This is a genomic window from Streptomyces sp. NPDC058092, assembly GCF_042884935.1.
Lineage (GTDB): Bacteria > Actinomycetota > Actinomycetes > Streptomycetales > Streptomycetaceae > Streptomyces.
Genome location: NZ_JBHVSY010000031.1, coordinates 36,924 through 58,250, shown reverse-complemented (window position 1 = coordinate 58,250; position 21,327 = coordinate 36,924). Strand labels below are relative to the sequence as shown.

29 protein-coding genes and 2 pseudogenes are annotated in these 21,327 nt (G+C 68.5%); 26 read left to right on the top strand and 5 right to left on the bottom strand.

Annotated elements, in window-relative coordinates; genetic code table 11:
* Positions 1 to 34 precede the first annotated feature (34 nt).
* The 6 genes and pseudogenes from ACFVV1_RS35375 to ACFVV1_RS35350 all read left to right on the top strand — a co-directional run bounded on the left by ACFVV1_RS35375 (position 35) and on the right by ACFVV1_RS35350 (position 4,072).
* Positions 35 to 862 (top strand): hypothetical protein, encoded by an 828-nt coding sequence (locus ACFVV1_RS35375; RefSeq protein WP_389998133.1) that lies wholly within the window; start codon positions 35 to 37, stop codon positions 860 to 862.
* A gap of 413 nt (positions 863 to 1,275) precedes the next feature.
* A pseudogene (locus ACFVV1_RS35370) lies at positions 1,276 to 1,959 on the top strand (LysM peptidoglycan-binding domain-containing protein); the annotation flags it as partial.
* Between the two features lie 51 nt (positions 1,960 to 2,010).
* Positions 2,011 to 2,253: pseudogene (locus ACFVV1_RS35365) on the top strand (peptidoglycan-binding protein); the annotation flags it as partial.
* A gap of 36 nt (positions 2,254 to 2,289) precedes the next feature.
* Complete coding sequence (locus ACFVV1_RS35360; protein WP_389998130.1) at positions 2,290 to 2,658, top strand: hypothetical protein; 369 nt, start codon at positions 2,290 to 2,292, stop codon at positions 2,656 to 2,658.
* Between the two features lie 29 nt (positions 2,659 to 2,687).
* Positions 2,688 to 2,999 (top strand): hypothetical protein, encoded by a 312-nt coding sequence (locus ACFVV1_RS35355; RefSeq protein WP_389998128.1) that lies wholly within the window; start codon positions 2,688 to 2,690, stop codon positions 2,997 to 2,999.
* 839 nt (positions 3,000 to 3,838) lie between these two features.
* Positions 3,839 to 4,072 carry a DUF6207 family protein gene (locus ACFVV1_RS35350; protein WP_389998125.1) on the top strand — a complete coding sequence of 78 codons (234 nt, stop codon included), beginning with the start codon at positions 3,839 to 3,841 and terminating at the stop codon, positions 4,070 to 4,072.
* Here the strand turns inward: ACFVV1_RS35350 and ACFVV1_RS35345 are convergent.
* Positions 4,037 to 4,528: a hypothetical protein gene (locus ACFVV1_RS35345; protein ID WP_389998226.1), complete on the bottom strand. Its 492-nt coding sequence runs from the start codon at positions 4,526 to 4,528 to the stop codon at positions 4,037 to 4,039. The genes ACFVV1_RS35350 and ACFVV1_RS35345 overlap by 36 nt on opposite strands.
* 86 nt (positions 4,529 to 4,614) lie before the next feature.
* Between ACFVV1_RS35345 and ACFVV1_RS35340 the strand changes: the two genes are divergently transcribed.
* The 5 genes from ACFVV1_RS35340 to ACFVV1_RS35320 all read left to right on the top strand — a co-directional run bounded on the left by ACFVV1_RS35340 (position 4,615) and on the right by ACFVV1_RS35320 (position 8,703).
* Positions 4,615 to 5,004, top strand: coding sequence for a hypothetical protein (locus tag ACFVV1_RS35340; RefSeq protein WP_389998122.1), 390 nt, complete (start codon positions 4,615 to 4,617; stop codon positions 5,002 to 5,004).
* 31 nt (positions 5,005 to 5,035) lie between these two features.
* The gene (locus ACFVV1_RS35335) at positions 5,036 to 5,269 is read left to right on the top strand and encodes a hypothetical protein (protein WP_389998119.1); all 234 of its coding nucleotides are present in this window, start codon (positions 5,036 to 5,038) and stop codon (positions 5,267 to 5,269) included.
* Positions 5,270 to 6,026: 757 nt separating this feature from the next.
* Positions 6,027 to 6,476, top strand: coding sequence for a DUF6221 family protein (locus ACFVV1_RS35330; RefSeq protein WP_389998116.1), 450 nt, complete (start codon positions 6,027 to 6,029; stop codon positions 6,474 to 6,476).
* Positions 6,473 to 7,624 carry an integrase gene (locus ACFVV1_RS35325; protein WP_389998113.1) on the top strand — a complete coding sequence of 384 codons (1,152 nt, stop codon included), beginning with the start codon at positions 6,473 to 6,475 and terminating at the stop codon, positions 7,622 to 7,624. Before ACFVV1_RS35330 ends, ACFVV1_RS35325 begins: the two co-directional genes overlap by 4 nt.
* A complete protein-coding gene (locus tag ACFVV1_RS35320) occupies positions 7,621 to 8,703 on the top strand; it encodes a LacI family DNA-binding transcriptional regulator (RefSeq protein ID WP_389998111.1) in 1,083 nt (360 codons plus the stop codon). The genes ACFVV1_RS35325 and ACFVV1_RS35320 overlap by 4 nt, the downstream gene beginning before the upstream one ends.
* Before the next feature lie 32 nt (positions 8,704 to 8,735).
* Here ACFVV1_RS35320 and ACFVV1_RS35315 read toward each other — a convergent pair whose 3' ends face one another.
* The 4 genes from ACFVV1_RS35315 to ACFVV1_RS35300 form a co-directional block, all read right to left on the bottom strand.
* The gene (locus ACFVV1_RS35315; RefSeq protein WP_389998108.1) at positions 8,736 to 9,203 is read right to left on the bottom strand and encodes a hypothetical protein; all 468 of its coding nucleotides are present in this window, start codon (positions 9,201 to 9,203) and stop codon (positions 8,736 to 8,738) included.
* A 68-nt stretch (positions 9,204 to 9,271) separates the two neighbouring features.
* Positions 9,272 to 9,478 carry a DUF6011 domain-containing protein gene (locus tag ACFVV1_RS35310; protein ID WP_389998105.1) on the bottom strand — a complete coding sequence of 69 codons (207 nt, stop codon included), beginning with the start codon at positions 9,476 to 9,478 and terminating at the stop codon, positions 9,272 to 9,274.
* Positions 9,479 to 9,608: 130 nt separating this feature from the next.
* Positions 9,609 to 9,794, bottom strand: a complete 186-nt coding sequence (locus ACFVV1_RS35305; protein WP_389998103.1) for a hypothetical protein — start codon at positions 9,792 to 9,794, stop codon at positions 9,609 to 9,611.
* Positions 9,795 to 10,342: 548 nt separating this feature from the next.
* On the bottom strand, positions 10,343 to 10,699 hold the full coding sequence (locus tag ACFVV1_RS35300) for a hypothetical protein (RefSeq protein ID WP_389998100.1): 357 nt from the start codon (positions 10,697 to 10,699) through the stop codon (positions 10,343 to 10,345).
* Positions 10,700 to 10,930: 231 nt separating this feature from the next.
* Between ACFVV1_RS35300 and ACFVV1_RS35295 the strand changes: the two genes are divergently transcribed.
* The 15 genes from ACFVV1_RS35295 to ACFVV1_RS35225 all read left to right on the top strand — a co-directional run bounded on the left by ACFVV1_RS35295 (position 10,931) and on the right by ACFVV1_RS35225 (position 21,123).
* Entirely contained in the window at positions 10,931 to 11,713 is a 783-nt protein-coding gene (locus tag ACFVV1_RS35295; RefSeq protein ID WP_389998097.1) for a hypothetical protein, read from the top strand.
* Between the two features lie 78 nt (positions 11,714 to 11,791).
* Positions 11,792 to 12,763 carry an AAA family ATPase gene (locus ACFVV1_RS35290; protein ID WP_389998094.1) on the top strand — a complete coding sequence of 324 codons (972 nt, stop codon included), beginning with the start codon at positions 11,792 to 11,794 and terminating at the stop codon, positions 12,761 to 12,763.
* Complete coding sequence (locus ACFVV1_RS35285) at positions 12,763 to 13,398, top strand: WhiB family transcriptional regulator (RefSeq protein ID WP_389998092.1); 636 nt, start codon at positions 12,763 to 12,765, stop codon at positions 13,396 to 13,398. Before ACFVV1_RS35290 ends, ACFVV1_RS35285 begins: the two co-directional genes overlap by 1 nt.
* Positions 13,398 to 13,922, top strand: coding sequence for a hypothetical protein (locus tag ACFVV1_RS35280; RefSeq protein WP_389998089.1), 525 nt, complete (start codon positions 13,398 to 13,400; stop codon positions 13,920 to 13,922). Before ACFVV1_RS35285 ends, ACFVV1_RS35280 begins: the two co-directional genes overlap by 1 nt.
* Before the next feature lie 86 nt (positions 13,923 to 14,008).
* Positions 14,009 to 14,227 (top strand): hypothetical protein, encoded by a 219-nt coding sequence (locus ACFVV1_RS35275; RefSeq protein WP_389998086.1) that lies wholly within the window; start codon positions 14,009 to 14,011, stop codon positions 14,225 to 14,227.
* 35 nt (positions 14,228 to 14,262) lie between these two features.
* Complete coding sequence (locus ACFVV1_RS35270; protein WP_389998084.1) at positions 14,263 to 14,562, top strand: hypothetical protein; 300 nt, start codon at positions 14,263 to 14,265, stop codon at positions 14,560 to 14,562.
* A complete protein-coding gene (locus tag ACFVV1_RS35265; RefSeq protein WP_389998081.1) occupies positions 14,559 to 15,485 on the top strand; it encodes a hypothetical protein in 927 nt (308 codons plus the stop codon). Before ACFVV1_RS35270 ends, ACFVV1_RS35265 begins: the two co-directional genes overlap by 4 nt.
* On the top strand, positions 15,482 to 15,943 hold the full coding sequence (locus ACFVV1_RS35260) for a hypothetical protein (protein ID WP_389998079.1): 462 nt from the start codon (positions 15,482 to 15,484) through the stop codon (positions 15,941 to 15,943). Before ACFVV1_RS35265 ends, ACFVV1_RS35260 begins: the two co-directional genes overlap by 4 nt.
* On the top strand, positions 15,940 to 16,353 hold the full coding sequence (locus ACFVV1_RS35255) for a hypothetical protein (RefSeq protein WP_389998076.1): 414 nt from the start codon (positions 15,940 to 15,942) through the stop codon (positions 16,351 to 16,353). The genes ACFVV1_RS35260 and ACFVV1_RS35255 overlap by 4 nt, the downstream gene beginning before the upstream one ends.
* A 429-nt stretch (positions 16,354 to 16,782) precedes the next feature.
* Positions 16,783 to 17,442, top strand: coding sequence for a hypothetical protein (locus ACFVV1_RS35250; RefSeq protein WP_389998073.1), 660 nt, complete (start codon positions 16,783 to 16,785; stop codon positions 17,440 to 17,442).
* 382 nt (positions 17,443 to 17,824) lie between these two features.
* Positions 17,825 to 19,081, top strand: coding sequence for a hypothetical protein (locus ACFVV1_RS35245; RefSeq protein WP_389998071.1), 1,257 nt, complete (start codon positions 17,825 to 17,827; stop codon positions 19,079 to 19,081).
* A complete protein-coding gene (locus tag ACFVV1_RS35240; protein ID WP_389998068.1) occupies positions 19,078 to 19,746 on the top strand; it encodes an SLOG family protein in 669 nt (222 codons plus the stop codon). Before ACFVV1_RS35245 ends, ACFVV1_RS35240 begins: the two co-directional genes overlap by 4 nt.
* 49 nt (positions 19,747 to 19,795) lie before the next feature.
* Positions 19,796 to 20,170 (top strand): hypothetical protein, encoded by a 375-nt coding sequence (locus tag ACFVV1_RS35235; protein ID WP_389998065.1) that lies wholly within the window; start codon positions 19,796 to 19,798, stop codon positions 20,168 to 20,170.
* Positions 20,167 to 20,949 carry a DciA family protein gene (locus ACFVV1_RS35230; RefSeq protein WP_389998062.1) on the top strand — a complete coding sequence of 261 codons (783 nt, stop codon included), beginning with the start codon at positions 20,167 to 20,169 and terminating at the stop codon, positions 20,947 to 20,949. Before ACFVV1_RS35235 ends, ACFVV1_RS35230 begins: the two co-directional genes overlap by 4 nt.
* A 27-nt stretch (positions 20,950 to 20,976) precedes the next feature.
* Positions 20,977 to 21,123 carry a hypothetical protein gene (locus ACFVV1_RS35225; RefSeq protein WP_389998059.1) on the top strand — a complete coding sequence of 49 codons (147 nt, stop codon included), beginning with the start codon at positions 20,977 to 20,979 and terminating at the stop codon, positions 21,121 to 21,123.
* The last annotated feature ends 204 nt before the right edge of the window (positions 21,124 to 21,327 follow it).

Genomic DNA, 21,327 nt, shown 5'->3' with positions numbered 1-21,327 from the left:
GCTCTGGGCGCGGGGAGTTCAGGAGCGCGGGCGAGTGCCCACCGACCTCACGATCCGCACGTACGACGTAGGGCCTCAGTTCGGCCGCCACATGGTCCTGGACCCGCGCAGCCTCGCCTACCGGCGGACCTATAGCGGCGACCCCATCAAGCCCGTCGAATGGGCGCCGAAGATTCCTGTGCTCAACCAGCAGAACCTCGTCGCACAGGGGATTCACACCTCGCAGATGTTCGACGGTGTCGACGACGTGGACGCTCTCGGTTCCTGCACCGCGAATGCCGCGACGGCTGCACTGTCCGTCCTCCTCAATGCCGACGCCTGCGCGGTCGCAGGCCTGGACCTTGCGGACCCCGCGGCAGCCGAGCAGTGGGCCATTGGCCTTTACGCCGATGCCACCACCAGCGACCAGTGGCTCGACTGCACGTGGCCTACCGCCGACTGCGGATCCTCCGGCCTCGGAGTCGCCAAGGCCCTGCGCGGGCGCGGCCTCATCGACCAGTACGGGCACGCCACCACGGCGGAAGAGCTGTGCACGCTCCTGCAGACCGGCCCGGTACTGATGGGCATGGCGTGGCGCGACGCGTTCTTCTCCCCGGTCGGCGACAACGCCCTGTTGGACGACATCGCCGGGTGGGAGTCCTCTCCAGTCGCTGGCGGCCACGAGGTTTGCATCACCGCGCTCGAGTCCGTCGCTCACGACGGTGACCAGCTCGTCTACGAGCACACGGTGCTGCGCGTCCAGAACAGCTGGTCGGCCTCCTGGGGTGACGGCGGCAGTTTCCGAATGTCGCTTGCCCTCTATCAGCAGATGCGCGACCAAATCGACCTCATCCAGCCCCGACTCGACGGAGTCCGCCCGTGACCACCTTCCATGCTGCGGTCGACCACATAGGCCCCGACACCCTCGAGACCACCACCACCTACTGCGGGACTGTCGACCAGGACCACGTCGACAAGGTCCGCGCGATCGCCGCGCTGCCCGACTCGGAGCGTCACGTCCTCGAGCACCCGCGTCTCGACGGCGCGTTCTGCGTCGCCCGAGCCGACGGCGACCTGGACGTGTACGTACCGACCGACGCCGCCGAGTACCGGGTGTACGACCCCGACCCGGCACCGAAGGGCGGGTTCGCTACCGGAGGCCCCCTGGCGGCTGGCAGCACCGTCACAGTCGGCGAGGGCGGGACGGAGGAGTACGTCCCTCTGCCGCGCGGCGCATCCGGCCCGGCGTACATCGACGGTGTCGTCCGCTTCGGCAACCAGTCCATAGGCGGCGCCATGGACACCCCCGGCAACCCGCCGCGGGCCACTTGGCACACCACCGAGTCCCCGGCAGGCGGCTCGTACTTCACGTCGATCGCTGCGTACCTGATCCGCGTCGGCGCGGAACCTCAGGTCATCTACGACCCCGTCACCGACAAGCTTGGTCAGTTCGGGCCCCTGACCTCGAGCGGCCGCGCGCTGAAGAACGACGGCAGCCGCCGCACCAACCGTGAGGGCAAGGTGAACATCCAGGTCGAGGTCCTTGGCCGGGCCGCCTCGCCGTGGACGAACGACTTCGACCCAGCGAAGAAGCCGAACTTCCAGAAGGTGCTCGCCGCGATGCGCGCGCACGGCATCCCCGACGTCTGGCCCGCCGGGAATCCGCCGGCCACCTCGGCCGCCGCGGTGAAAGCCGGACGGAACCGAACAACCTGGCAGTCACAGGGTGGGCACTTCGCCCACGCCCAGGTCCCTGGCAACGACCACTGGGATCCGGGTGCGATCGACACCAGCGTCGTCCCCGGCAAGCCGACCAGTACGCCGCCGCCGAGTACCGGGGGCGGGACCAGCTCGAGCGGCACGTACACGGTGAAGAAGGGCGACACGCTCTCCTCCATCGCCACCGCGCACAAGACGACCGTCGCCGCCCTGGTGAAGCTGAACGGTCTGAAGGACCCGAACAAGTTGGCCGTCGGTCAGAAGCTGAAGGTCTCGAGCGCTGCGGTGTCGAAGCCGTCCGCGCAGCCGCTGGCCCCGTTCCCGGGTGCCGCGTTTTTCCACGGCGGCCGACACTCCCCGCTGATTACCGCCATGGGGCGCCGTCTCGTCGCGGAGGGCTGCGGGAAATATCGCTCCGGCCCGGGGCCGAACTGGACAAACGCCGACCGCAGTTCCTACGCCGCGTTCCAGCGAAAGATGGGCTACAGCGGCGCCGCGGCAGATGGCATCCCCGGCAAGGCCAGCTGGGACCAGTTGCGCGTTCCGAAGTCCTGACCACCCACTCATCACCCACCCCGCAAGGAGAACCCCGTGAGCACCCCCAGAATCGGCGGCCGCGAGCCGTCCGCAATCCTCGGCCTTTCTGCCGTGGTCGTCCAGTTCTTCTCCGCGTTCGTCATGGAAGTCAGCCAGGACACGCAGACGCTCGTCAACGCCGTGGCCGCTGCCGCAGTCGGCCTCGCCGTCGCGTGGATGGTTCACGACGGTCTCATCGCCGCCATTACTGGTTTCGCGGCGGCAGCCCTCGCGCTGGGCATGAACCTGGGCCTGGACTGGTCGACGGACAAGCAGGCCGCATGGATGGCCGGCGTCATGGTCGGCGCCCAGTGGTTCGTCCGGACGCAGGTCACTGCGCCCGTACCGGCAGGGGCGGCCAAGCCCGTCTCGCCAGCCGCCTGACCAACTCTTCCTGATCTACGGAGCAAGACATGGCCGATGAGCCGTCTCTGGGAGAGCTGGGGCGGCTCATCCAGCTCATGCGTGGCGACATTCGCGACGACATGGCCCAGATCAACTCGCGTCTCGACCGCATGGTGTCCACCGATGTGTACGGGGTGGAGAAGGCGGCACTGGAGCGAGAGATCGCCGATGTGAAGAAGGACGTGGAGAGTGTGCAGGCGCAGCGGACCGCGGACGCCGAGCGGGTTACCCAGACCCGGCGGTGGATGTTCGCGTCGGTCGTCATTCCGGTGCTGGGGCTCATCATCCCCATCGTGGCCCTCCTTCTGGGAGGCAAGTGATGGGCGGTCTTACCAGGGTTGAGGCCAGAAAAGCCCGCAAGCGCGGTGACTACGTGGCCGCCGTGGCCGCTCTGTTCGCGGCGCTCGTTCTCGGTGTTGTCGTCACCGCGTTCGTAGTGCTCTCCAACGAGCTCGACGCGGCGAATCAGGCCCGCGATGCTCTGGCCCGGCAGGTTCAGGGTTTGGGGGAGAAGCCTGTTGCGGGCCCACCCGGTTCGCGAGGCAAGACCGGTGAGGCCGTCGTGGGCAGGACCGGCCCTCCTGGACCGCAGGGGGCGCCAGGGTCACCGGGCCCGACTGGGGCTTCGGGTAAGGCTGCGCCCACCATCATGCCGAGCCCCGGTCCGTCGGGGCCGTCGGGTCAGGTAGGCGCCGACTCGACCGTTCCCGGACCGAGCGGCCCTCCCGGGCAGGATGCCACCGGAGCGCCGGGCACGAACGGGCGGGACGGTACGGACGGTTCGAGCGGGAAGGACGGCTCACCGCCTGCCGAGTGGACGTACACCGATCCTTCGGGGGTCACCTACCGGTGTACGCCGGTCGACGGCTTCGACCCGACCACTCCCCGGTACCGGTGCACGCCCACCAGCACCCCGGCGCCTACGACCCCTACCAGCGACTCGTCGACCGCTGCGGTATTGCGGAGACCTCGCTGACCTCTGTGAAGGGCAAGCTGGTCGGCCCTCCGTAGAGGGTCTGTCCTATAGGAATCCGTCGAAAGTAACGTGATCTTGCTCCACCACAAGGCTCCGTCGGCATCACCCTTCTCGCGCCACCTCGACCCGTCCTGGTGAACGACCCGCTGGTCAGGAACCGGGGCCTGGCTCGTCCGCCTCGGTATGGGCATGAGGTCTTTCGATGCGGTGCATGTGTCCGAGCCGGGCCTGGTCGTGGTGGAGGTGGCGGCCGGCGACGAGGAGACGGCGTTGGCCGCGGTCGCGGAGCTGGGTGAGCGGTGGGCGACGTCGGGCCCGTCGGAAGTATGGCGGGTACCGGGCGAACCAGGGGTGCGGGTAAGAACGTACGCGGACACCGGGTTACGAGGACTTGTGGCGCCAGACCTTTCGTGTTGACCGATTTGCTTCCAACTCGTCCCGGACGGCCTCCTGTAGCTCATCGGATGCTCTGCCTGCGTTGACACGAAGCATCATCTGAGCCGTTTCTCGGCCCGTCTGGTTAGTTATGGCCGATAGATGCAATCTCGCCATAACGCCCATCAGCTCATTGAATAGGCGGTTGATCTTTGGACTCCCGAGGGCCGTTCCCCTGGCTCCAAGGCGGGCACGCTCCAGGCGGGGAAGCCGCAGGTCATGGAACTCTGCGCGTTGCTGCACTGCAGGATCGGCCAGTTCATATTGCAGCCACTCCTGCTCCGCCTGAGCTTCGACCAGCATGTCGGTGTATAGGAGGGCTCGCTGCTCCCGTAGCCAGCGAGCGTGCTCCTGCTGAAGCGCGAAACGAAATGCCATCCATGGGACGGCGACAGCGACAACGACAGCAGCAATCGCAACGGCAGATTCTGAGTTCATTGACTAATCGTAGGGTTCCCCGTTCGGGGCGCTGAAGGCAGTGGGGCCGGGGCAGTACCCACCCACGCCCGTGGGACCGTGAGGGCATGGACGACACCGGCGGGATCCGCCTCATCGACGGCCGGCGCATGCAGTGCAAGGACATCCCCGACTCCGTGTTCCTCGGCGCGGTCAAGCGCACCGCGGAGGTCAATGCCGAGCGCTGGCGTCTGAGTTGGCACGTCCAAGAGGAACTCGAAGCGGCCATCGGCCCCGTCCCGTACAAGCTGTTCCTCGCGAAGGCGCGCCGCCTGTGCGACCGGAAGCTGCTGGGCGGATGCCCGTGCGGCTGTCGCGGTGACTACCACCTGCCGGACGAGTGCCTGGACCGCAAGCTGTGCTGCCGGGCAGTGGCCCGCGCTCCTGCCGGCGAGCCGGGCGCCCGGACCCGCACCACTGTTCCGGCTGCTGTACCCGTAGCGGTCAAGCAGGGGTAGCGTCGGCCCCCGTCCGTGCCACGCTGAAGCCATGACCTTTCAGCATCCCGCACCGTTCGGCTGGTGCCAGATCTTCGACGGCATCACCATCTTCGACATCAACGGCCAGCGTCAGCAGGACTGTCCGAACGCTCCGGTTGCCCGGATTACACATCACCACGGCGGCACAACGACGCTCTGCCAAGAGGATCTGAACAGCTGGTTGGACAACGCGGACGACGACCCCGGCATGGAACCTGCCACGCTCCACCTCCTGAGTTCCTGAACCCCCGTCACCGCGAAACGTGCCTGAGCTTAGGATCGCGCTCAGCGAAGAAACGGACCATAGTCCGTATTTCTGATGCTTGATAAGCTCACATGCGTCGCTTCATCCACCCAGGCGGTAGGTCTTCCGCCGGAGCCTGCTTCCCGCCAAGAGCAATCGCCTCGGCGCAGGACGGACACTCGGCATGCACGCGTGGCGGCCAGTCAATGTCGAAGAGCACGTTCACATGCTTTCCGCAGAGGGCCACGCTCCTGCCAAAGGTGTCCCGTGTCTCCGGTACCGCGTGCACCAGATTCCCTTTGGGCGCGTACTGAACTCCAGTTGCGTGCGGTATGGCCAGTCTTCCAGTCCAGGCTTGCAAGTAGTGACCTGTCATGAGCCCAGCGTAGATACGAGTGGTGGGGGTGATGCCCCTGCTGTGGACGGTCGCGGCGGGGGCATGGCCGCTTCTTACCTCGGATAACCTCTCGTTATCCGAGGTAAGTCAAGGGAAGGGTCGCCATGACGATCATCACGCAGTATGTGCGCGCGGTGCCGCGATCCATCGCGGACGGCTGTGCTGCCCTTCGAGACATGTTCCTGTGGGGAAGGGTCTACCCGCGAACGATCGGCCTGTCCACGCTCCGCACGATGAGGAAGCATGGCGCCAAGGCTTAGGATCGCGCACAGCCAACAATCGCACTGATTCGAACGATGCCCCCTCCGGATGGTCGCGGCGGGGGCATCATCGCGTCTCGCTCCAGATAATGTTCCTTCTATGGAGCCAAGATCTGACGCATGTGAGCAGGTCCTCGACGAAGCCGGGATGCTCGCGTTCTGGCGGGCCCGGCTGGACGAGGACGAGCAGGCGGCCGGCAAGGCTGCCGAACCGTGCGGCTGCCACCCGCCTGCGCCATCCTGGGTTTTCGGAGACGAGGAGACCGACGGGCGCATCCTCATTGCCGGTGACCCGCATCCGGGAATGAGGCGGAGGTTGGGGAAGCGGTGGAGCGGCTCCTACGACGGTCTGTTCGCTGCCTGCCACATCGTCCGCCATGACCCGGCTCGTGTGCTGCGCGACGTGGACGCTGCACGCAAGCGCCTCGCCGCGCTGTCCGAAGCCATCGAAGCAGGGCACGACTCCTACGACCTCGCGTCCGTTCTACTGCCGTACGAGCTCCTGCCATACGCCGACCACCCGGATTACAAAGAGGCCTGGCGACCGTGACCCAGCACGACGAGGTGGTGGACGCGGAGCTGGTGGAGGAGGACCGGCTCCCAGCCATCCCCGAGGACCGAACTCCCGCCGTTCTGCAGGCCGATGAGGACCCCGACGCGTGGCTGCCACCGGAAGCGCAGGAGGATGTCCAGGCGGGAATCCCAAAGGACACCAGCCGGGCCTACGAGGGTGACATGGAGCGCTTCGCCGCCTGGTGCGCCACGGTAGGCCGCCGGGTGATGCCCGCTGCGCCGCAGACCGTCACCGCGTACCTGTCGTACCTGAAGCGCACCCCCAGGGAGCGGACCGGGAAGCCGTACGGCCCGGCGACGATGGACCGCATCATCGCGTCGATCCGCTCCTCGCACCGGGCCGCCGGGTACAAGTCTCCGGACACCATGGGGGCCCGCAAGGTCGTCGTCGGGTACCGGAAGGAACTGTCCGAGGCGCAGGACCCTGCCGCCACCCCGAAGAAGGCCACGGCCGCCGACCGGGCCGTCCTGCGTGAAGCACTCACCCACCTTGACCGGACCACCCTCGTCGGGAAACGGGACGCTGCCCTCATGCTGCTCGGCCACGCCATCGCCTCCCGCGGCAGCGAACTCGCCCCCCTCAACTGGCCGGGCAGCTTCACCGACCTCCCCGGCAGCGGGTTCACGGTACGGGTGTACCGGAAGAAGCGGAAGAAGTGGCAGAACGTCGAAGTAGTCCCCGACCCCGACCAGGACCTGTGTACCGTCACCGCTGTACGAGCCCTGGTGAAGGCCCTCGCCCATGAGGGACACACCTACGGGCCCCTGTTCGTGCGGATCGACCAGTGGGGATACATGGGCGCCGAAATGACCCGCGACGGCAAACCGATCGGTGACCCCACCGGGCGGATCAGCATCAACGGCGCGTCCGACGTCGTCAGTCGGTCGATTCACCGCACGGGGATGCCAGGGAAGTGGACGTCGCACTCGCTGCGCCGCGGACTGGTAAAGACGGCTCGTGCCGCCGGGGCCGACATCGTGGACATTGGTCGGCATGGCGGCTGGGACGACCGGTCGAAGGCCCTGATCGGGTACATCGACGAAGAGGACAGCCAGGGTGAGCGGAACCCGCTGACGCAGATCGCGAAGAAGGCCGCCGCACCCGAGCAGGAGGAGTCTCCGTGACCTCAAAGCAGTACAGCGCCCCGTCCGTCCGGCAGCTCTCCGCGGTGGTCGACGGGATGGCCGGTCGGGTGTCGGAGGGTCGGCTGCGTCAGCTGCGCATGGTGGTCGGCATGTTCGACCGGGCGGTGGGCCGGGAGGAGATGCCGGGCCGGGCTTCCCGGACCGCGGCCCAGTTGTTCACGTGGGCTGCGCTGCGCCCGTTCTGGGACCTCGCAGTGGATGGGCAGTTGCGGCATGTGCAGAAGGACGTCGGGAAGCCGTTGCCGGAGTGGACGCTGCGGATTGTGCGGGACTGCCTGAAGATCCTGGCCCGTGAGGTCCTGCCTGCGGGGAAGACGGTGCGGTTGCCGTCGGTCGCGAACCCGGAGCCGAAGCCGACGGTCGATGGCCGGTCGCTGGATGCCCTGTACCGGGGGATGGTTGATCTGGCCGGCCGGGGTCCGCTGGAGCGGGACGGGACGGCCCTGTCGTACGAGGACCGCACCCGGCTACTCGCGATCGTGGCGGTGCTGCTGGACGCCGCGCCCCGGTCCGGGGAGTTGGCCGCGCAGTCGCTGTCGGATCTGGCCGCGGGCGAGGCTGCGGTGGCGGTGCGGCGACGGGCCCAGTTCGGGGCGACGAACCGGGCCGATGAGGTGGCCGCCCTGGCTGAGGTGGATGTGCGGACGGTGCAGCGGATCCTGGCCGGGCAGGAGTATGAGCACTCGGAGGCTACGCGGCAGCGTGTGCTGGCCGCGGTCGAGGAGTTGGGGCCGTTGCCGGAGGTGGAGTGGTATCCGCTGCGGGAGGGTTCGCGGGTGGCGGTGCGCCGCTGGTTGAAGGTGCGGCAGCAGCTGGTGGACTCGCTGCCACTGGAGGGTGCGAAGACGGCGCTGTGGGTGTCTTTGGTGCCGTCGAAGGCGGGCCCGCCGGGGGTTCCGCTTCGGCCGCAGGGGTTGCGGCAGGCGTACGCGCGGGGGATCACCGCCCTGAACTGGGTGATGGCCGGGCAGTACGGGTGGGAGCCGTTGCCGACGACGATGGAGCAGATCCGGCGCTCCGTCGAGGCGGTTCCGTTGGAGAAGCCTCCGGCCGTCTGATGCCGACGGGCAGTCAGGGCGGGTTTCCCTGGTTACGGACGCTCCTGTGGGAGCTGCTCCTCGAAGCGGGGATTCTCAAAGTCGCATGCCACGTTGCCGTTGCCGTCGGCCAGTTGGCGAGCGCGTTCCAGCGTCGCGGCTTGGTGAAGGAAATCGCAGCTCGTGGTCAGATTCCCAACGTTGGACTGGTACCAGGTGACGACGCCGCCGTGGTGGCTGCAGGCTCCCTGTTGGCCGATGGATGGCGAGTGCCAGCCGTCTTGACACGCCTGGCCTGCGAACACCCATTGGAAGGGGTTTGCGGTGGGTGAGGGTATCAACGGCGGAATGGACTTGCCCTCGGGTTTGTCGTCGCTGACGTCCCACCAGATGATGTTGCCAAGGATGATGATGAGCAGCCACGCACCGACGAGCGTTCCGACGACGTAGGCGATCCCTTTGCCGAGTGCGCGGCCGGCGCTTCGTATGCCGCTGGGTGGGGTGGGTCTCGGGGTGTCCATGTGGCCTCTCTCGGCTCTGGGTGCTTGTCGGGATCATCCCAGGCGCAGGCTAGCGGGCGTAGCCAGATTCACGTGCCAGGAAGCGGTTCCTGCTCAACCTGGTGGACGGCGGCGGCCTGGGGTAGCCGGTTGGGGTCGCAGTGCTCACCGAACCCCTTGAAGCGCGAGGAGTCCCTAGTAAGCGGGCGTCCACACTTGCGGCAGTACCGGTGCCGGTACCCGGTGGCCTGGTCGTCGATGAGGAGCTGCTGCTGGTTCCGATCGTCTCGGTCCATAGGGCCAGTGTCCTGGAAGCGGTAGCGGGGCGGTTAGGTCGCGGACTACAATCACCGTCATCTGACGGGTACGCCCGCAGAGTTGAGGCCACCACCCGGTTCGGGGCGGTGGCTTTCGGTCTTCCTGGGGTCAGGAGGTGCCAGTTTGGCGCTTGCGCTCCTTGTACCGGCGATCGGCTTCCCGGCGGCATTCACGGCAGTCCTGACTGCCTTTGGAATCCACGTAGGCATTGTCCGCATTTCGCGGGTGCCCGTTCCTGCAGTGAGTTCTCTCCACCTTGACCTGGCGCTTCTTCTTGTAGATCTTGACGCGCATACGGCGACACTGCCTACACACTCGCTGCCCGCTCGGCGGTACGTACGTGTTCTCGGGGGTGTACTCGTGCCCATGCGGACAGTGCGTCTTGAGTCCGTTCAGCTGAATCGGGCTGCGGCTACGCCTCTTGTTCTCATGCGGGGTGACCGGCTCCAGGTGCCGCGGGTTGACGCACCGCCGGTGGATGCACTCTCCACCCGGGCATGTGGCCGACTGGGTGTGGCAGAGGTGGTCCAGTTCGAGGCCAGTAGGAATCTTGCCGACGAGCACTTCGTAGACAATGCGATGCGCCACGCGGTGCGTGCCATCCTCATTGACTTGCCCGTACCCGGCTGCGGTTGAGCCTGTCCATATGACGCAGCCGCCCCAGCCGGGCGTTACCCGCTCCAGAACTCGGTCTATGGCGGGCCGGTTGATGAGCTTCTGGTAGGTGCCTGCTTGCTTCAGCTTCCGGATGTGCTTGGGGTAGCAGGTGCGGCAGCGCCCTCGGGCGAGAGGCCACCGAGAGACTCTTGCGCAGTCAGCACAAATCATTGAAGGAGGTCCTATCAGGCGGCGAGCTGGTGGGCTGCGCGCCCGAAGCGGGCGGCAGCAGCGGCGTTGGTCGGGCGGTAGGTGATGAGGCGTGCGGCGAAGGTGGCCTGGTCGTAGAGCTTGACGTCGACGAGGCGGGTGTGGCGGCCGCGCAGCTTGATGGTGGTCCTGCGGGTTGCGGTGGGAGTGACGTTGCGGGAGAAGGCGGGGGCGAAGCGATTGGCGGTGGCGTCGTCGATGCCGGCGGCGACCAGGTGGGTGCGGGCGGTCTGGGGGGTGCTGGTGGCAACGGCCTTGATGGCGCGGCGGGTGGCGCGCTGCTCGCGAATCCGCTGGCGGAGTGCGCGCTGCTTGTTCTTGGTGTTCTTCATTCGGTGCCCCCGCTGTGTGGTTGGTGTGTGACCACCATTCCATATTTCCCTTGTGAACACAATGGGGATCAGGGTAGAGTTCCTGTTGTCGGGACAGCCCCGGCGGCAGGCGCTACCCCAACACACATGGCGCCCGCACTAGAAAAGGAGGAAACTGGCGTGGCCAACGCCCCCAAGAAGCGCCCGCCGACCCAACGGCCCGACCGGCGCTCGCCGAGAGGACCCAGCCCCGTGACCACCAACCGCGAACTGCGCACCGGCCTCGTCGCCGCATCCGACCGCCTTCGGGAAGTCAACTCACCCGACCTGGCCGCATGGATCGACAAGGCGCTCGCCCCCAGGGGCTGGGTCGCTCTGCGCACCACGGACCCTGCCGGGCCTGCCGTTGGCAACCTGACGGTCTCGATGGACAAGGCGGCGCGGGATCAGATCGTGGCCGCCGCGAAGGCCGCCCGTACGTCGGTCACCGCCGACGTCAACGAGGGGTACCTCAGCGTCCTGGCTGGCGAGTACACCCCGCGCAAGCCGGTCCGAGCCCGGTACGGCGGCGCCGCCGAGAAGGCCAACCTGAACGTCACCCCGGCCCTTTCGCTGATGCAGCGGGTCGAGGAAGCAACGGGCATGTCCGCGGCGAACGTGGCGGCGGACTACCTGATGCACAAGTACGGGGCAGGCCCGTACGCGGCGGACAGTGCAGGCGCCCCGCTTGCTCCTGGCGCGGTACGTAACCCGCAGGTTCCGCGTGCCGTGCGGGACGAGATCCGTGCCCGGGCCAAGGCCGCCGACCGCATGGTCACCGACGACGTCAACGAGGGCTTCCGGAAGTACCTGGACGGCGAGTTCACTCCGCTCACCCTCGCGTGGTCGGACACGTCGGACATGGTAAATCTGCGGATGAACCCGAACGACGACCTGCACCTTCAGGTGGCGTCCGCCAAGGGGCTGCGCCCGATGCAGGTCGCCATCGCGTACCTGCTGCACAAGTACGCCATCGACCCGGGCACGGGCCAGTAGACATCCCTGCGGGGGTGGGTCTGGACGCCGACAACCGGGCCCACCCCCGCACAGCAACAACCCCATAGGAGAGACCTCATGGCTACGGCCAACGGGGCCCCCGCCAGCAACATGGCGGCGGGCCGGACCTCGCACACCCGTTTTCAGTTCACCCAGGCCACCAAGGAGCAGTCCAAGGCGCGCGTCGCCCTGGACGGGCCCAGCGGTTCGGGCAAGACGTACACGGCCCTGACCATCGCTTCCGCCCTCGGTTCGCGTATCGCGCTGATCGACACCGAGCGCGGCTCGGCCCGGAAGTACGCCAACGAGTTCGCGTTCGACGTGCTGGAACTGTCGTACTTCTCCCCGGACGACTTGGTCGAGGCGCTGGCCGCCGCCGGGTCTGCCGGGTACGACGCCGTCATCGTCGACTCCCTGTCGCACTTCTGGTCTGGTTCCGGCGGCATGCTGGAGCAGGTCGACACCGCGGCGAAGAAGGCGTTCGGCGGGAACAGCTTCGGTGGGTGGAAGGAAGCCCGCCCGATGGAGCGCCGCATGGTCGACGCCCTGGTCGCTTACCCGGGGCACGTCGTCGTCACGATGCGGTCCAAGACGGACTACGTGCTGGAGACCAACGACCGCGGCCGTCAGGTTCCGCGCAAGGTTGGCATGAAGCCGGAGCAGCGCGAGGGCCTGGAGTACGAGTTCGACATCGTCGGCTCGATGGACTGGGAAAACAACCTCCACGTCACGAAGTCCCGCGCCCGCTCGCTGACCGGGGCGTTCGTGAAGGAGCCCGGCATCGAGTTCGGGCAGCAAATCAAGGAGTGGCTGGAGGACGGGACCGCGGTCGAGCCGGTCGAAGATCTGATCACCGAGGCGCTACGCCCGGACGCTGCGTTCGAGGATCTGGGGGCGCTCATGAAGAAGGTGCGCGCAAGGCGCCTTGAGGGTGCTCCGATGATGGACCCGGAGGGCAACCCGACGACGCTGGGCGCGCACATCCAGGAGCGCGGCAAGATCCTGCGCAGGGCTTCCCAGGGCGGCGACGCGGAGAGGAGCGCCGCCTGATGGCGGGGGGTTGGGAGACGCGAGCAGCCTGCCGTGGCCTGAACCCCCGCCTGTTCGAGCCGGGCCCCGTCAGTAACGCGTCCATCGCCCAGGCCGGACGGGCCCGGGCGGTGTGCGCCCGCTGCCCGGTCCAGCGCCTGTGCCTCGATGACGCGCTGCGTACGGAGAAGGGTGTCAGCGCCGCGGACCGTGAGGGGATCCGCGGTGGTCTGGACGGTCGGGAGCGGTACGCGTTGCAGCGTGGTCACCGCCCCCCGCGCAGGCCCCAGCCGATACCCGACGACGGGCAGGAGCACGGGGTACGCCGCACGTACCGCAAGGGCTGCAAGTGCTTCGCGTGCTGCGCGGCCGAGACCAGCAAGGAACCGCGCCCTCCCCGCGTACTGGCGTCATGCGGGACCAAGGCCGCGCATCGGCGGCACGTGCGCCACGGCCAGGAAGTCGACCCGGTGTGCGCCGCGGCAAAGAAGAGGAACTTCCGTCCGCTGCTGGTGCCGGTGCCGGAGATGCGGCCCGCCTGCGGTACGCGCAGCGGCTACGAGTGGCACACCGAGCACCACGAGAATCCCTGCACCGCATGCACGACGGCCGGCCTGGCCGTCGACTGGTACGTCCGCGAAAGGAGCGCCGCCTGATGGACGCATTGACCCCCACAGCCGAAAAGCTGCTTCGCGAGATCGCCCGCTGCGACAAGGGCGCCGGCGTCCGATTCCGCTATGCCGGCCGCGGCCGGTACTCGCACCCGAACACCCTTGCCGCGTACAACCAGGGCACGTTCCGCCCCCTGTACAAGCACGGGCTCGTGGACGATGGCGGCAACGACGAGGCACCGGTACGCATCACCGACGCCGGTCGCCAGCTGCTCGCCGAGCTTGACGCTGCCGCCGCGGCCAAGCCGAAGCGCGAGAAGAAGCCTCCGAACCCCGAGTCGCCGGCAGCGATCCGCGCCCTTCGTGTCATCGCCGCCCTGCCGCAGCCCGTCCGCCCGTACGGCGGCGCCCGCCGAGGCTTGTGGGCCTTCGGCAGCCACGACGGTCACGGCACCACCGAGCTTCTGGTCTACGCCATGGAGAAGGCCGGCTACGTGCGGATCATCCACGGCCCGCATCTCAGCACGCTCATCGAGATCACCGACGCCGGCAGAGCCCGGCTCAAGTAGTAGCGGGCCCGCCCGCCGCCTGATCCACCGGCCGGTCCCATTCGGGGCCGGCCGCAGTCGTCCCCACCCCTGTTAGGAGGCCCGCCGTGGGCATCGCCGTCCTGCTCTGCCTGGTCCCCGGTGCCGTGGTCGTCGCCATCGGCGCGCTGCGAGCCCGTCCGCGGAAGCTGCCCGAGCCGTACACCCGATACCGCGACCACCTGCACCCCGTCGTCGTCCGGGCCGAGCTCGAAGTCCGGCAGTCCTACCGGGACCTGGCCCCGCTGTACGAGACCCCCACCCTGTTCGGGCCGCCCGCCCGATGACACCCACCCACTGGCGCCCCGATGAGGAGGAGGCGATGACCGTGTACCCGATAGCCGCGGCCGTGTTCGCCGCCCTGACCGTAGGCGCCGGCCTGGCGTGGTGGCGGCTGCGCGCCCTGCAACGGCTGATCCGGCGGGAGCGGGCCACGGTCCGTCTGACGGATGCCGCCCACCACCGCGACATGGAGGCGTTCAAGCGCCGGATCCGGGCCGCGGTCGCCGAGCAGCGGGCCGCCGAGGACCGCGACCAGGTCCTTGCCGAGGCCGAGCAGATCATCACCGCCGAGTACGCCCGCACCACACACCGCAACCCGCAGGAAGGGGAGACACCATGACGGACCCGATAGCCGCCCGGCAGCAGCTCGTCGACGACCGGCACTACAAATACCGCGGGTGCGCCCCCGACGAAGAGAACCCGACCATGTCGGCCGCAGACCCGGACGTGCCCCTGGACGCGTGGGGTCCGTACACCGGGGACGGCGCGGAGGCGCAGAAGACCCGGATCGACCGGGAGAAGGCCGCCAAGCAGATCTGTGGCCGCTGCCCGGTCCTGGCCCTGTGCCGCACCTACGCCAACACGACCACGGTCGACGAGGAGGGTGTCGAGCACCTGGCCGAGCCCGAGGGCGTCATGGGCGGGGAGTTGGCCCTGTCCCGGCACCGCGCCCTGATCGCCCGCCGTCACGCCGCCACCGTCAGCACCGACCCCGCCACGGAGACCCCGGCCGCCGCGGTGGTCCGGGACCTGTCCGAGGGTCGCACCCCGCAGAAGCAGGCCCTCCTCAAGGCCCTCGCCCGCGAGACCGACCCCGAACTGGTCGCGTACCGGGCGGGGATGGACCTGCGTACCGCGAACTGGCACCGCAGCGCACTCGTCACGATGCTCGGCCTCGACAAAGGGCGCGCGACCCGCGACCAGCTCCTGACCGCCGCCGTCGACCAGGGGCTGCTGCCCCGCTCGACCCGGATCCGCCCCGACGGCCCGTGGGCGTATGCGGCGGCGCCGACGACGGACGGGGCACGGCAGCGCCGCATCGCCCCCGGCCGCCCCGTCCAGCTGATCCTCCCCGGTCTGGAAGACATGCCCCGCGGACGCCGCCTCCCGGTCCGCCCCGGCCGGCCGCCTGCGGGCCGCGGCCCCGGTTCCGGCCCTTCCCCGCGCCGCCGTGCCGGGCTGCGCCGCCTCGCCGCTGTACGGACCGCCCTGCAGCCCCGCATCCCCTTCGTCCCGACCACCGTGCTGGAGCCCGCCTCATGACCACCCCCCGCACCCCAGCCCCCGCCGCCCCCGTCACGGACCTCACGGCCGGGCACGCCATCGCCGACGACCAGGTCCTCGCCGACCAGGTCCTCGCCGACCGGTGCCAGACGTCCGGGGACTACCTCGCCGGACTCCTCGCCGCCGGAACCCTCGAAGCCGCGGGCACCCCCCGCAAACTCCCCGAGCTCCTCTTCCCCGACCACGACCCGGCCATGGTGCGCGCCGTGTGGGAGGCAGCCCTCGCTGTTGGGTACCGGGCCGGGAAACTCGCCGGCCAACCCCGCTGGACGCCCGACGCGCTCGACAGGCTCCGGACCGCCCTCAATGACGCCGGGTACGCGGCCATGGGCAGCAAGGCCGCACGGTCCGCCGCCATCCACTCACTCCGGCACCCCGCCGATGACGACATCCTCGGCCCCGAGACCGGCCTGGTGCGAGACGGAGGGCACCCGTGACGAACAGCCGCCCCGCACACCGCCCCCTCACCTTCGACGACCGCATGCGCGAGCAATACCTCGCCGCCATCACCAGCGGCATGCGCCTCGGCCCCGCCGCCGAGGCAGTGGGCATCAGCGTCGACATACCCACCCGCTACGCCCGCACCGACCCCGACTTCGGCCGCGCCCTCGCCGACGCCAAAGCGATCGGGAAGAAGAACCGGCAGGAGAACATCCCGCACGGCGAGTACCGGTACAACTGCCACGGCTGCCGGTGCGAGACATGCACCACAGCAGCCACCCGCGCCCGCGCCGGGCGACGCACCACCGACCAGCCGGAGGACGGTCAGGGGGAGGCGGCGGAAGTCCTCAACCTCCGGACCGGGCCGAGTCCTTCTACTTCCTTTTTGCTGGCCAGGGCTTCTTGAAGGGGTACCCGGCCACGCTTGCAAGATCACGTTACTTTCGACGGATTTCTATAGGACACGAGCGGACACCCGCACAGCCGTGCGATGACCTGACGATCCGACAAACAGACCCACCCACAACACGATCAGCGAGGACGCAGACAAGTGGAGACTTCAAAAGGTAGGCTGGGCCTTGCACCAGACGAGTACTCAGAAATGGGTTCGCTCGGAAGGCGCACCAAGACAAAGGAAAGGCCCCGCTGGAGTCCCAGGTGGTTGCACACCAGGGAGCGGGGCCGAGCCGACACACCAACCACTACGAAGGTGCCGACCGATGGCTAAGAGTACCCGGGGACTATCCCCTGACGACAGTAGGACCCCGCGATCCGGCGTGAACATCACACCGCCGACGCAGCGCAGGGGCCCTGTCACCACTACTTCACCCACCGCGTGACCGCCCGCGCCTGGCCGTCTCGTGAGGAGTGGCAGGCCAACGCCGAGTACTCGGTGCGCACCTTCTGCACGCCGACCGAACGGCTCGCTCACGTCAACCCGGACGCGGTCTGGTCCACGCTCGCCGAGGACGTCGAGTTCGAGGAGTTGGCCACCGAAGCAGCGAAGGCCGCACGGCCACTGTTGACTGAGGAGATCGCCCGTCTCCGTCAGGCCTTCCCTGACCGCCCGGCAGCAGGCCGCGCCCGCAGCCTCTGGGTCATCGAGCTCGAAGGGCAGCGCTACGACGACGCCTGCAACCTGGGTGCCCTTGAGGAAATGCGCCGGAACATTCAGCGCGCCGCACGCAACGGCAACTGGGGCGAGATCGCCTGGGAGGTCGGTCGCCTCTTCGACCACTACCGTCCCGCGATCACGATGGGCCAGGCCCTGTGTGACGCAGTCCTGCGGATGCGTGCCCTGACTGCTACTGCTCGTCGGCGGCACGATGAGGCCGCCGATGCGGTCGTTGAGGCCGCCGTTGCTGCAGAGATTGCACGACGGGCCACCGATGAGGCGTGGGCGCAGCAGCTTGAGCGCCGCGCCTCCATTGACTCCCCGCGCGTGATTCGCGTGGGTGCACAGACCTCACCCAGTAAGGGAGATCAGGTGACGTAGTGACGTTCTGAGCGGGAGGTCCTGTGCCCTTTGACGGGGGCACTTCCTCTACCGCCGGCCGCTGGTGTTGACGCACCGTGCGCGGCCACTTCCTACGGCTCGAAGTTGACGCTTCGAGCTAAGGCCCGACTCTCAGATCCGGTTTGGCGACCGGGGCCGAGCAGGTCGAGCGACTAACAGGTTCTCTCCGAACCCTTCACCCCGCGAGCGGGGCCTTCAGCACATCCACTCCGAAGAACTGGACGGGTACATAGTGCAGTACCGCACACCTGCTTGTCAGCTTGAGCGCGCAAACGATGGCGATTCGCGGCAAAAGTCCACCCCCAAGCTCGGCACCCCGTGCCCCCAGACCACCCCGTGGGCGCCCGTCAGTGCCGCCGACATGGAGGTCAACACCACCGTCTCCCGGCACACCGGACCCCGCAGCTGGCTCCGCTCAGTCGAGTGGCTCATCGCCGCCGGCCTCCACCCCAAGGCCAACCAGACAACGCTCGCCGTCGCCCGCGACCTCGCCAAGCGCATGGACTACTCGACCGGGCATGTCCGCTACGACCTCGAAGGCACCGCCGACCGTCTCGGCATCCACCGGTCCAACGTCGCCCGGCACGTGAAGTACCTGCGTCAGCTCGGCTCCCTCGTCTGGGCTCAGCGCGGTACCCGCCGCAACGTCCGCCGCACCCAAGGCCTCCCCGGATACGCGGCCACCGCCACCGTGTACGCCGCGGTCATCCCTGCCGCCTACGACCACGCCCTCGGCCACCGCATCGTCGGTGACGGGTACGGGGCGCGCATCGTCCGCGACTACCGGCAGATGCCCGACACCCGCCCCTCGGCCACCCCCGAAACCCCTGTGGATAACGCCCCTTCGGAACCTGTGGACAACTCGGCTAAACGATCTCTTGCGACCCCTTCCCTTACCTCAGCTACCTATGAGGGTCAGTTGAAGATGGTGGGGGGTGTAACTACTACCGCGACGCGGCCGAACAAGACCGCCCCCATCCCCTCCTCGAAGGCCACGGCACAGACAGGCAGCAACAAGAAGCGGGCCACGATCCTCGGCTCGGCCATCACCGCCGCCGGAATGCAGCTCGGCGACAAGCTCGCCCGTGCCGTCCGCCGCGCAGTTCCCTGGACCCGCAAAGCCACCCACGACCAGCTGCGGTGGGTGTGCGCCGACATGGGCGAGCAGCAGTGGACTGAAGACCAGGCCATTCGCTTCGCCGTCGAGGCCGGGCACCAGCACGCCGCCGGATATGCCTGGAACCCGGACCGCCCGCACCGGCTCATCGCTGCCGCCCTCCGTACCGGTAGCGACAACCAGCTCGAGGACGACGTGCACACCGACCTGGACTCGGTGCACTCGGTGGCCTGGGAGGACAGCACCGCGGGCCGGGCCGCCGCCGACCGGGCATCGCTCGCCGCCCTGTTTGCCGCCGCCGAGACCGAGACCGAGACGGAGCCGGAGCGCACCGACGAAGACCGTCTCCGTGCCCGACTCGACTGGAACGCCTGGCCCGACGTCGCCCACCACTACGCCACCGACCCCGACGACGCCCTCGACCTGTACGGCGTCCGCCTGTGCACCTACGCCGTCCGCATGGACAGCAAGACCCGCAACCGGCAGGAGGCATGGGCATGACCGAGCAGCCCGACGCCCAGATGCAGCAGATCGTTGCCACCTGGCAGGCGACCTACCCCAACGGCCAAGTCAGGCCGCGCTCGTACGACCCTGAGCAGGGCCTACTGATCGTTGAGTGCGTCAGCTACGCCTACCAATTCCAGACCCGCCTCACCGGCATGTCTTTGGCGAAGAAGGCAAACGCGGCACTGGGCGCTGACATTGTCCGTGCGGTCGCAGCAAAGCTCCGCGACATTCGGATCCTTGTCACCGGGTCACGCACTTGGGACGACGTCCAGGTCCTCGACGACACCCTTCGCGACATCTGGCACGACGCCACTCAGGTCTTCGGACCCGAACACCCCGTGGTCATCGTTCACGGCGACTGCCGCAAAGGCGCCGACTTCTTCGCCCGGCACTGGGCCGTCGCGAACGACATCCGCCAGGAGGTGCATCCCGCGGACTGGACCGCGCCGTGCGCCCCGGAATGCCCCGACGGTCACCGGCTCAACCGTGCCAACGGGCAGACAGCTTGCCCCACTGCGGGCCCACGAAGGAACGAAGCGATGGTGCAGCTGGGGGCGGACATCCTCGTCGCGTTCCAGCGCGACAACAGCCGCGGCACCGCTGACTGCATTCGCCGAGCATCCCAGGCCGGCATTCCCGTCAGGAGGATCACCGCATGAACGACCAGCCCACCCCGCCCTCGCCAACGCCTTCTGACCGGAGACCATCATGAGCAGCAAGAAGAACAACACCAGGGCCGCGAAGATCCGTCGCCAAGCCAAGGCCCGCGCGGAACGCAGCACCCGCACGCCTTCGCCGAAAGCGGCAAGCCTCCCGGTCGCCCTCGAAGCGTTCAAGCAGGCCCTCGCAGTCGGCCACCTTTCCGTGCTCTGCTCTGACGGGCAGGTACGACAACTGACCTACGACCGGATGCGCGACCACCTCAACGCCGAGTTCGCCACTGACGGCGAGCCGCCACTGAGTGCGGAGGAACTGACCCGCCTTCTCGCCGACGACCTGGCATCCGGCGAAATGGCCATGCGTACGGACGGCGTGTGGGTCACCTCCAAGGACTACTTCGCCACGCCGGAGGTTCAGCCGTGACCGAGCAGCCCGCGTCCGGCGCCGACCTTGCCCGCCAGGCCCTTGCCGCGTACAAGAGCACCGCCCGCCCCAGCACCAAGCCCAAGCCCCGCACCCGCGTGCGCCGGGCCGACCGTGGCAGCGGCCGTGACCCCGTCGGCCTCGGAGCCCTCCTCGGCCGGGTCAGTGCCGAGCAAGGCTGGGAGACCAGCCTGACCGCCGGCAGCATCACCGACCGGTGGCCCGAACTGTGCCCGCAGTACGTCGGCCGTATCGAGCCCGTCCACTATGACCCCGAACGCCGCGTCCTCGACCTCCGACCCTGCTCCCCCGCCTACGCCGCCCAGTTGCGGCTCCTCGGCGGGCAGCTCGCCAAGCAGATCAACGACAAGATCGGCAGCGAAGTCGTCCGCGCAATCCGACCCCTGTCCGTCGGTGCCGTAGCCGCCGAGTTCTCGAGCCCTCCCCCGCCCGGCTCGGCACCAGCAGTTCCTGCCGCAGCCCCGGTGAAGACCCGCGACACCGCATCCCCCGGCTACTGTGCTGCGCTCTCCGCGATCCGGCCGAAGACCCCCAGCACCGTCGACGCCCGCGTCGTGAAGGCCATGCAGCGACAAGCCCGTGCCATGGTCCGCGAACCCGAGGACGCGTTCACCGACGCTGTGGCCGCCCGCCAGGAACTTGAGGAAGCAGCCGCCACCGAGAACCCCGACCCGATGCTTGCGAGCATCCAGGCCGCCACGGCCTACAAGCACCGCGGCGCAGACAAGCCTGTCCGCCGCGCCTTCGACGTCGCATGACCACCGCAACCTAAACGGAGCCACACCATGGCCGAACTCCCCCACCGCACAGCCAGAGAGGCCGCCTCCGCCCGGGACGCAGGCACCCCGCCGACGCCGGCGTACTGCGGGCTGTTCCTCGAACCGCGCTTCCCGGAGCACCTGATAGAAGACGACCTCGAGGGGCAGGACTGAGGCTGAGACGTATACCGCGGTATACACGCCCGGCCCGACCCTATGGACGCCTGAGCGGTTTACCGCGGTAAACCAGGGCCGCCGCCGGGGCAGAACGGCGTGAGCGTGACGGATGGTTTACCGCGGTAAACCAGATCGCCCCACGCCCGCCCGCCCATCACAGGGATGGTGAACAAACCGGACGCACCGATCTGGAATGATGCT

Excerpts from the sequence above, each read along its gene's own strand:
- ACFVV1_RS35235 (WP_389998065.1), top strand. The coding sequence starts at position 19,796 with ATGAGCAGCAAGAAGAACAACACCAGGGCCGCGAAGATCCGTCGCCAA.
- ACFVV1_RS35270 (WP_389998084.1), top strand. The coding sequence starts at position 14,263 with ATGACCGTGTACCCGATAGCCGCGGCCGTGTTCGCCGCCCTGACCGTA.
- ACFVV1_RS35310 (WP_389998105.1), bottom strand. The coding sequence starts at position 9,478 with ATGGACCGAGACGATCGGAACCAGCAGCAGCTCCTCATCGACGACCAG.
- ACFVV1_RS35225 (WP_389998059.1), top strand. The coding sequence starts at position 20,977 with ATGGCCGAACTCCCCCACCGCACAGCCAGAGAGGCCGCCTCCGCCCGG.
- ACFVV1_RS35285 (WP_389998092.1), top strand. The coding sequence starts at position 12,763 with ATGGCGGGGGGTTGGGAGACGCGAGCAGCCTGCCGTGGCCTGAACCCC.
- ACFVV1_RS35245 (WP_389998071.1), top strand. The coding sequence starts at position 17,825 with ATGGAGGTCAACACCACCGTCTCCCGGCACACCGGACCCCGCAGCTGG.
- ACFVV1_RS35240 (WP_389998068.1), top strand. The coding sequence starts at position 19,078 with ATGACCGAGCAGCCCGACGCCCAGATGCAGCAGATCGTTGCCACCTGG.
- ACFVV1_RS35260 (WP_389998079.1), top strand. The coding sequence starts at position 15,482 with ATGACCACCCCCCGCACCCCAGCCCCCGCCGCCCCCGTCACGGACCTC.
- ACFVV1_RS35335 (WP_389998119.1), top strand. The coding sequence starts at position 5,036 with ATGACCTTTCAGCATCCCGCACCGTTCGGCTGGTGCCAGATCTTCGAC.
- ACFVV1_RS35315 (WP_389998108.1), bottom strand. The coding sequence starts at position 9,203 with ATGGACACCCCGAGACCCACCCCACCCAGCGGCATACGAAGCGCCGGC.
- ACFVV1_RS35330 (WP_389998116.1), top strand. The coding sequence starts at position 6,027 with ATGGAGCCAAGATCTGACGCATGTGAGCAGGTCCTCGACGAAGCCGGG.
- ACFVV1_RS35305 (WP_389998103.1), bottom strand. The coding sequence starts at position 9,794 with ATGCGCGTCAAGATCTACAAGAAGAAGCGCCAGGTCAAGGTGGAGAGA.
- ACFVV1_RS35340 (WP_389998122.1), top strand. The coding sequence starts at position 4,615 with ATGGACGACACCGGCGGGATCCGCCTCATCGACGGCCGGCGCATGCAG.
- ACFVV1_RS35355 (WP_389998128.1), top strand. The coding sequence starts at position 2,688 with ATGGCCGATGAGCCGTCTCTGGGAGAGCTGGGGCGGCTCATCCAGCTC.
- ACFVV1_RS35300 (WP_389998100.1), bottom strand. The coding sequence starts at position 10,699 with ATGAAGAACACCAAGAACAAGCAGCGCGCACTCCGCCAGCGGATTCGC.
- ACFVV1_RS35350 (WP_389998125.1), top strand. The coding sequence starts at position 3,839 with ATGGGCATGAGGTCTTTCGATGCGGTGCATGTGTCCGAGCCGGGCCTG.
- ACFVV1_RS35265 (WP_389998081.1), top strand. The coding sequence starts at position 14,559 with ATGACGGACCCGATAGCCGCCCGGCAGCAGCTCGTCGACGACCGGCAC.
- ACFVV1_RS35280 (WP_389998089.1), top strand. The coding sequence starts at position 13,398 with ATGGACGCATTGACCCCCACAGCCGAAAAGCTGCTTCGCGAGATCGCC.
- ACFVV1_RS35345 (WP_389998226.1), bottom strand. The coding sequence starts at position 4,528 with ATGAACTCAGAATCTGCCGTTGCGATTGCTGCTGTCGTTGTCGCTGTC.
- ACFVV1_RS35290 (WP_389998094.1), top strand. The coding sequence starts at position 11,792 with ATGGCTACGGCCAACGGGGCCCCCGCCAGCAACATGGCGGCGGGCCGG.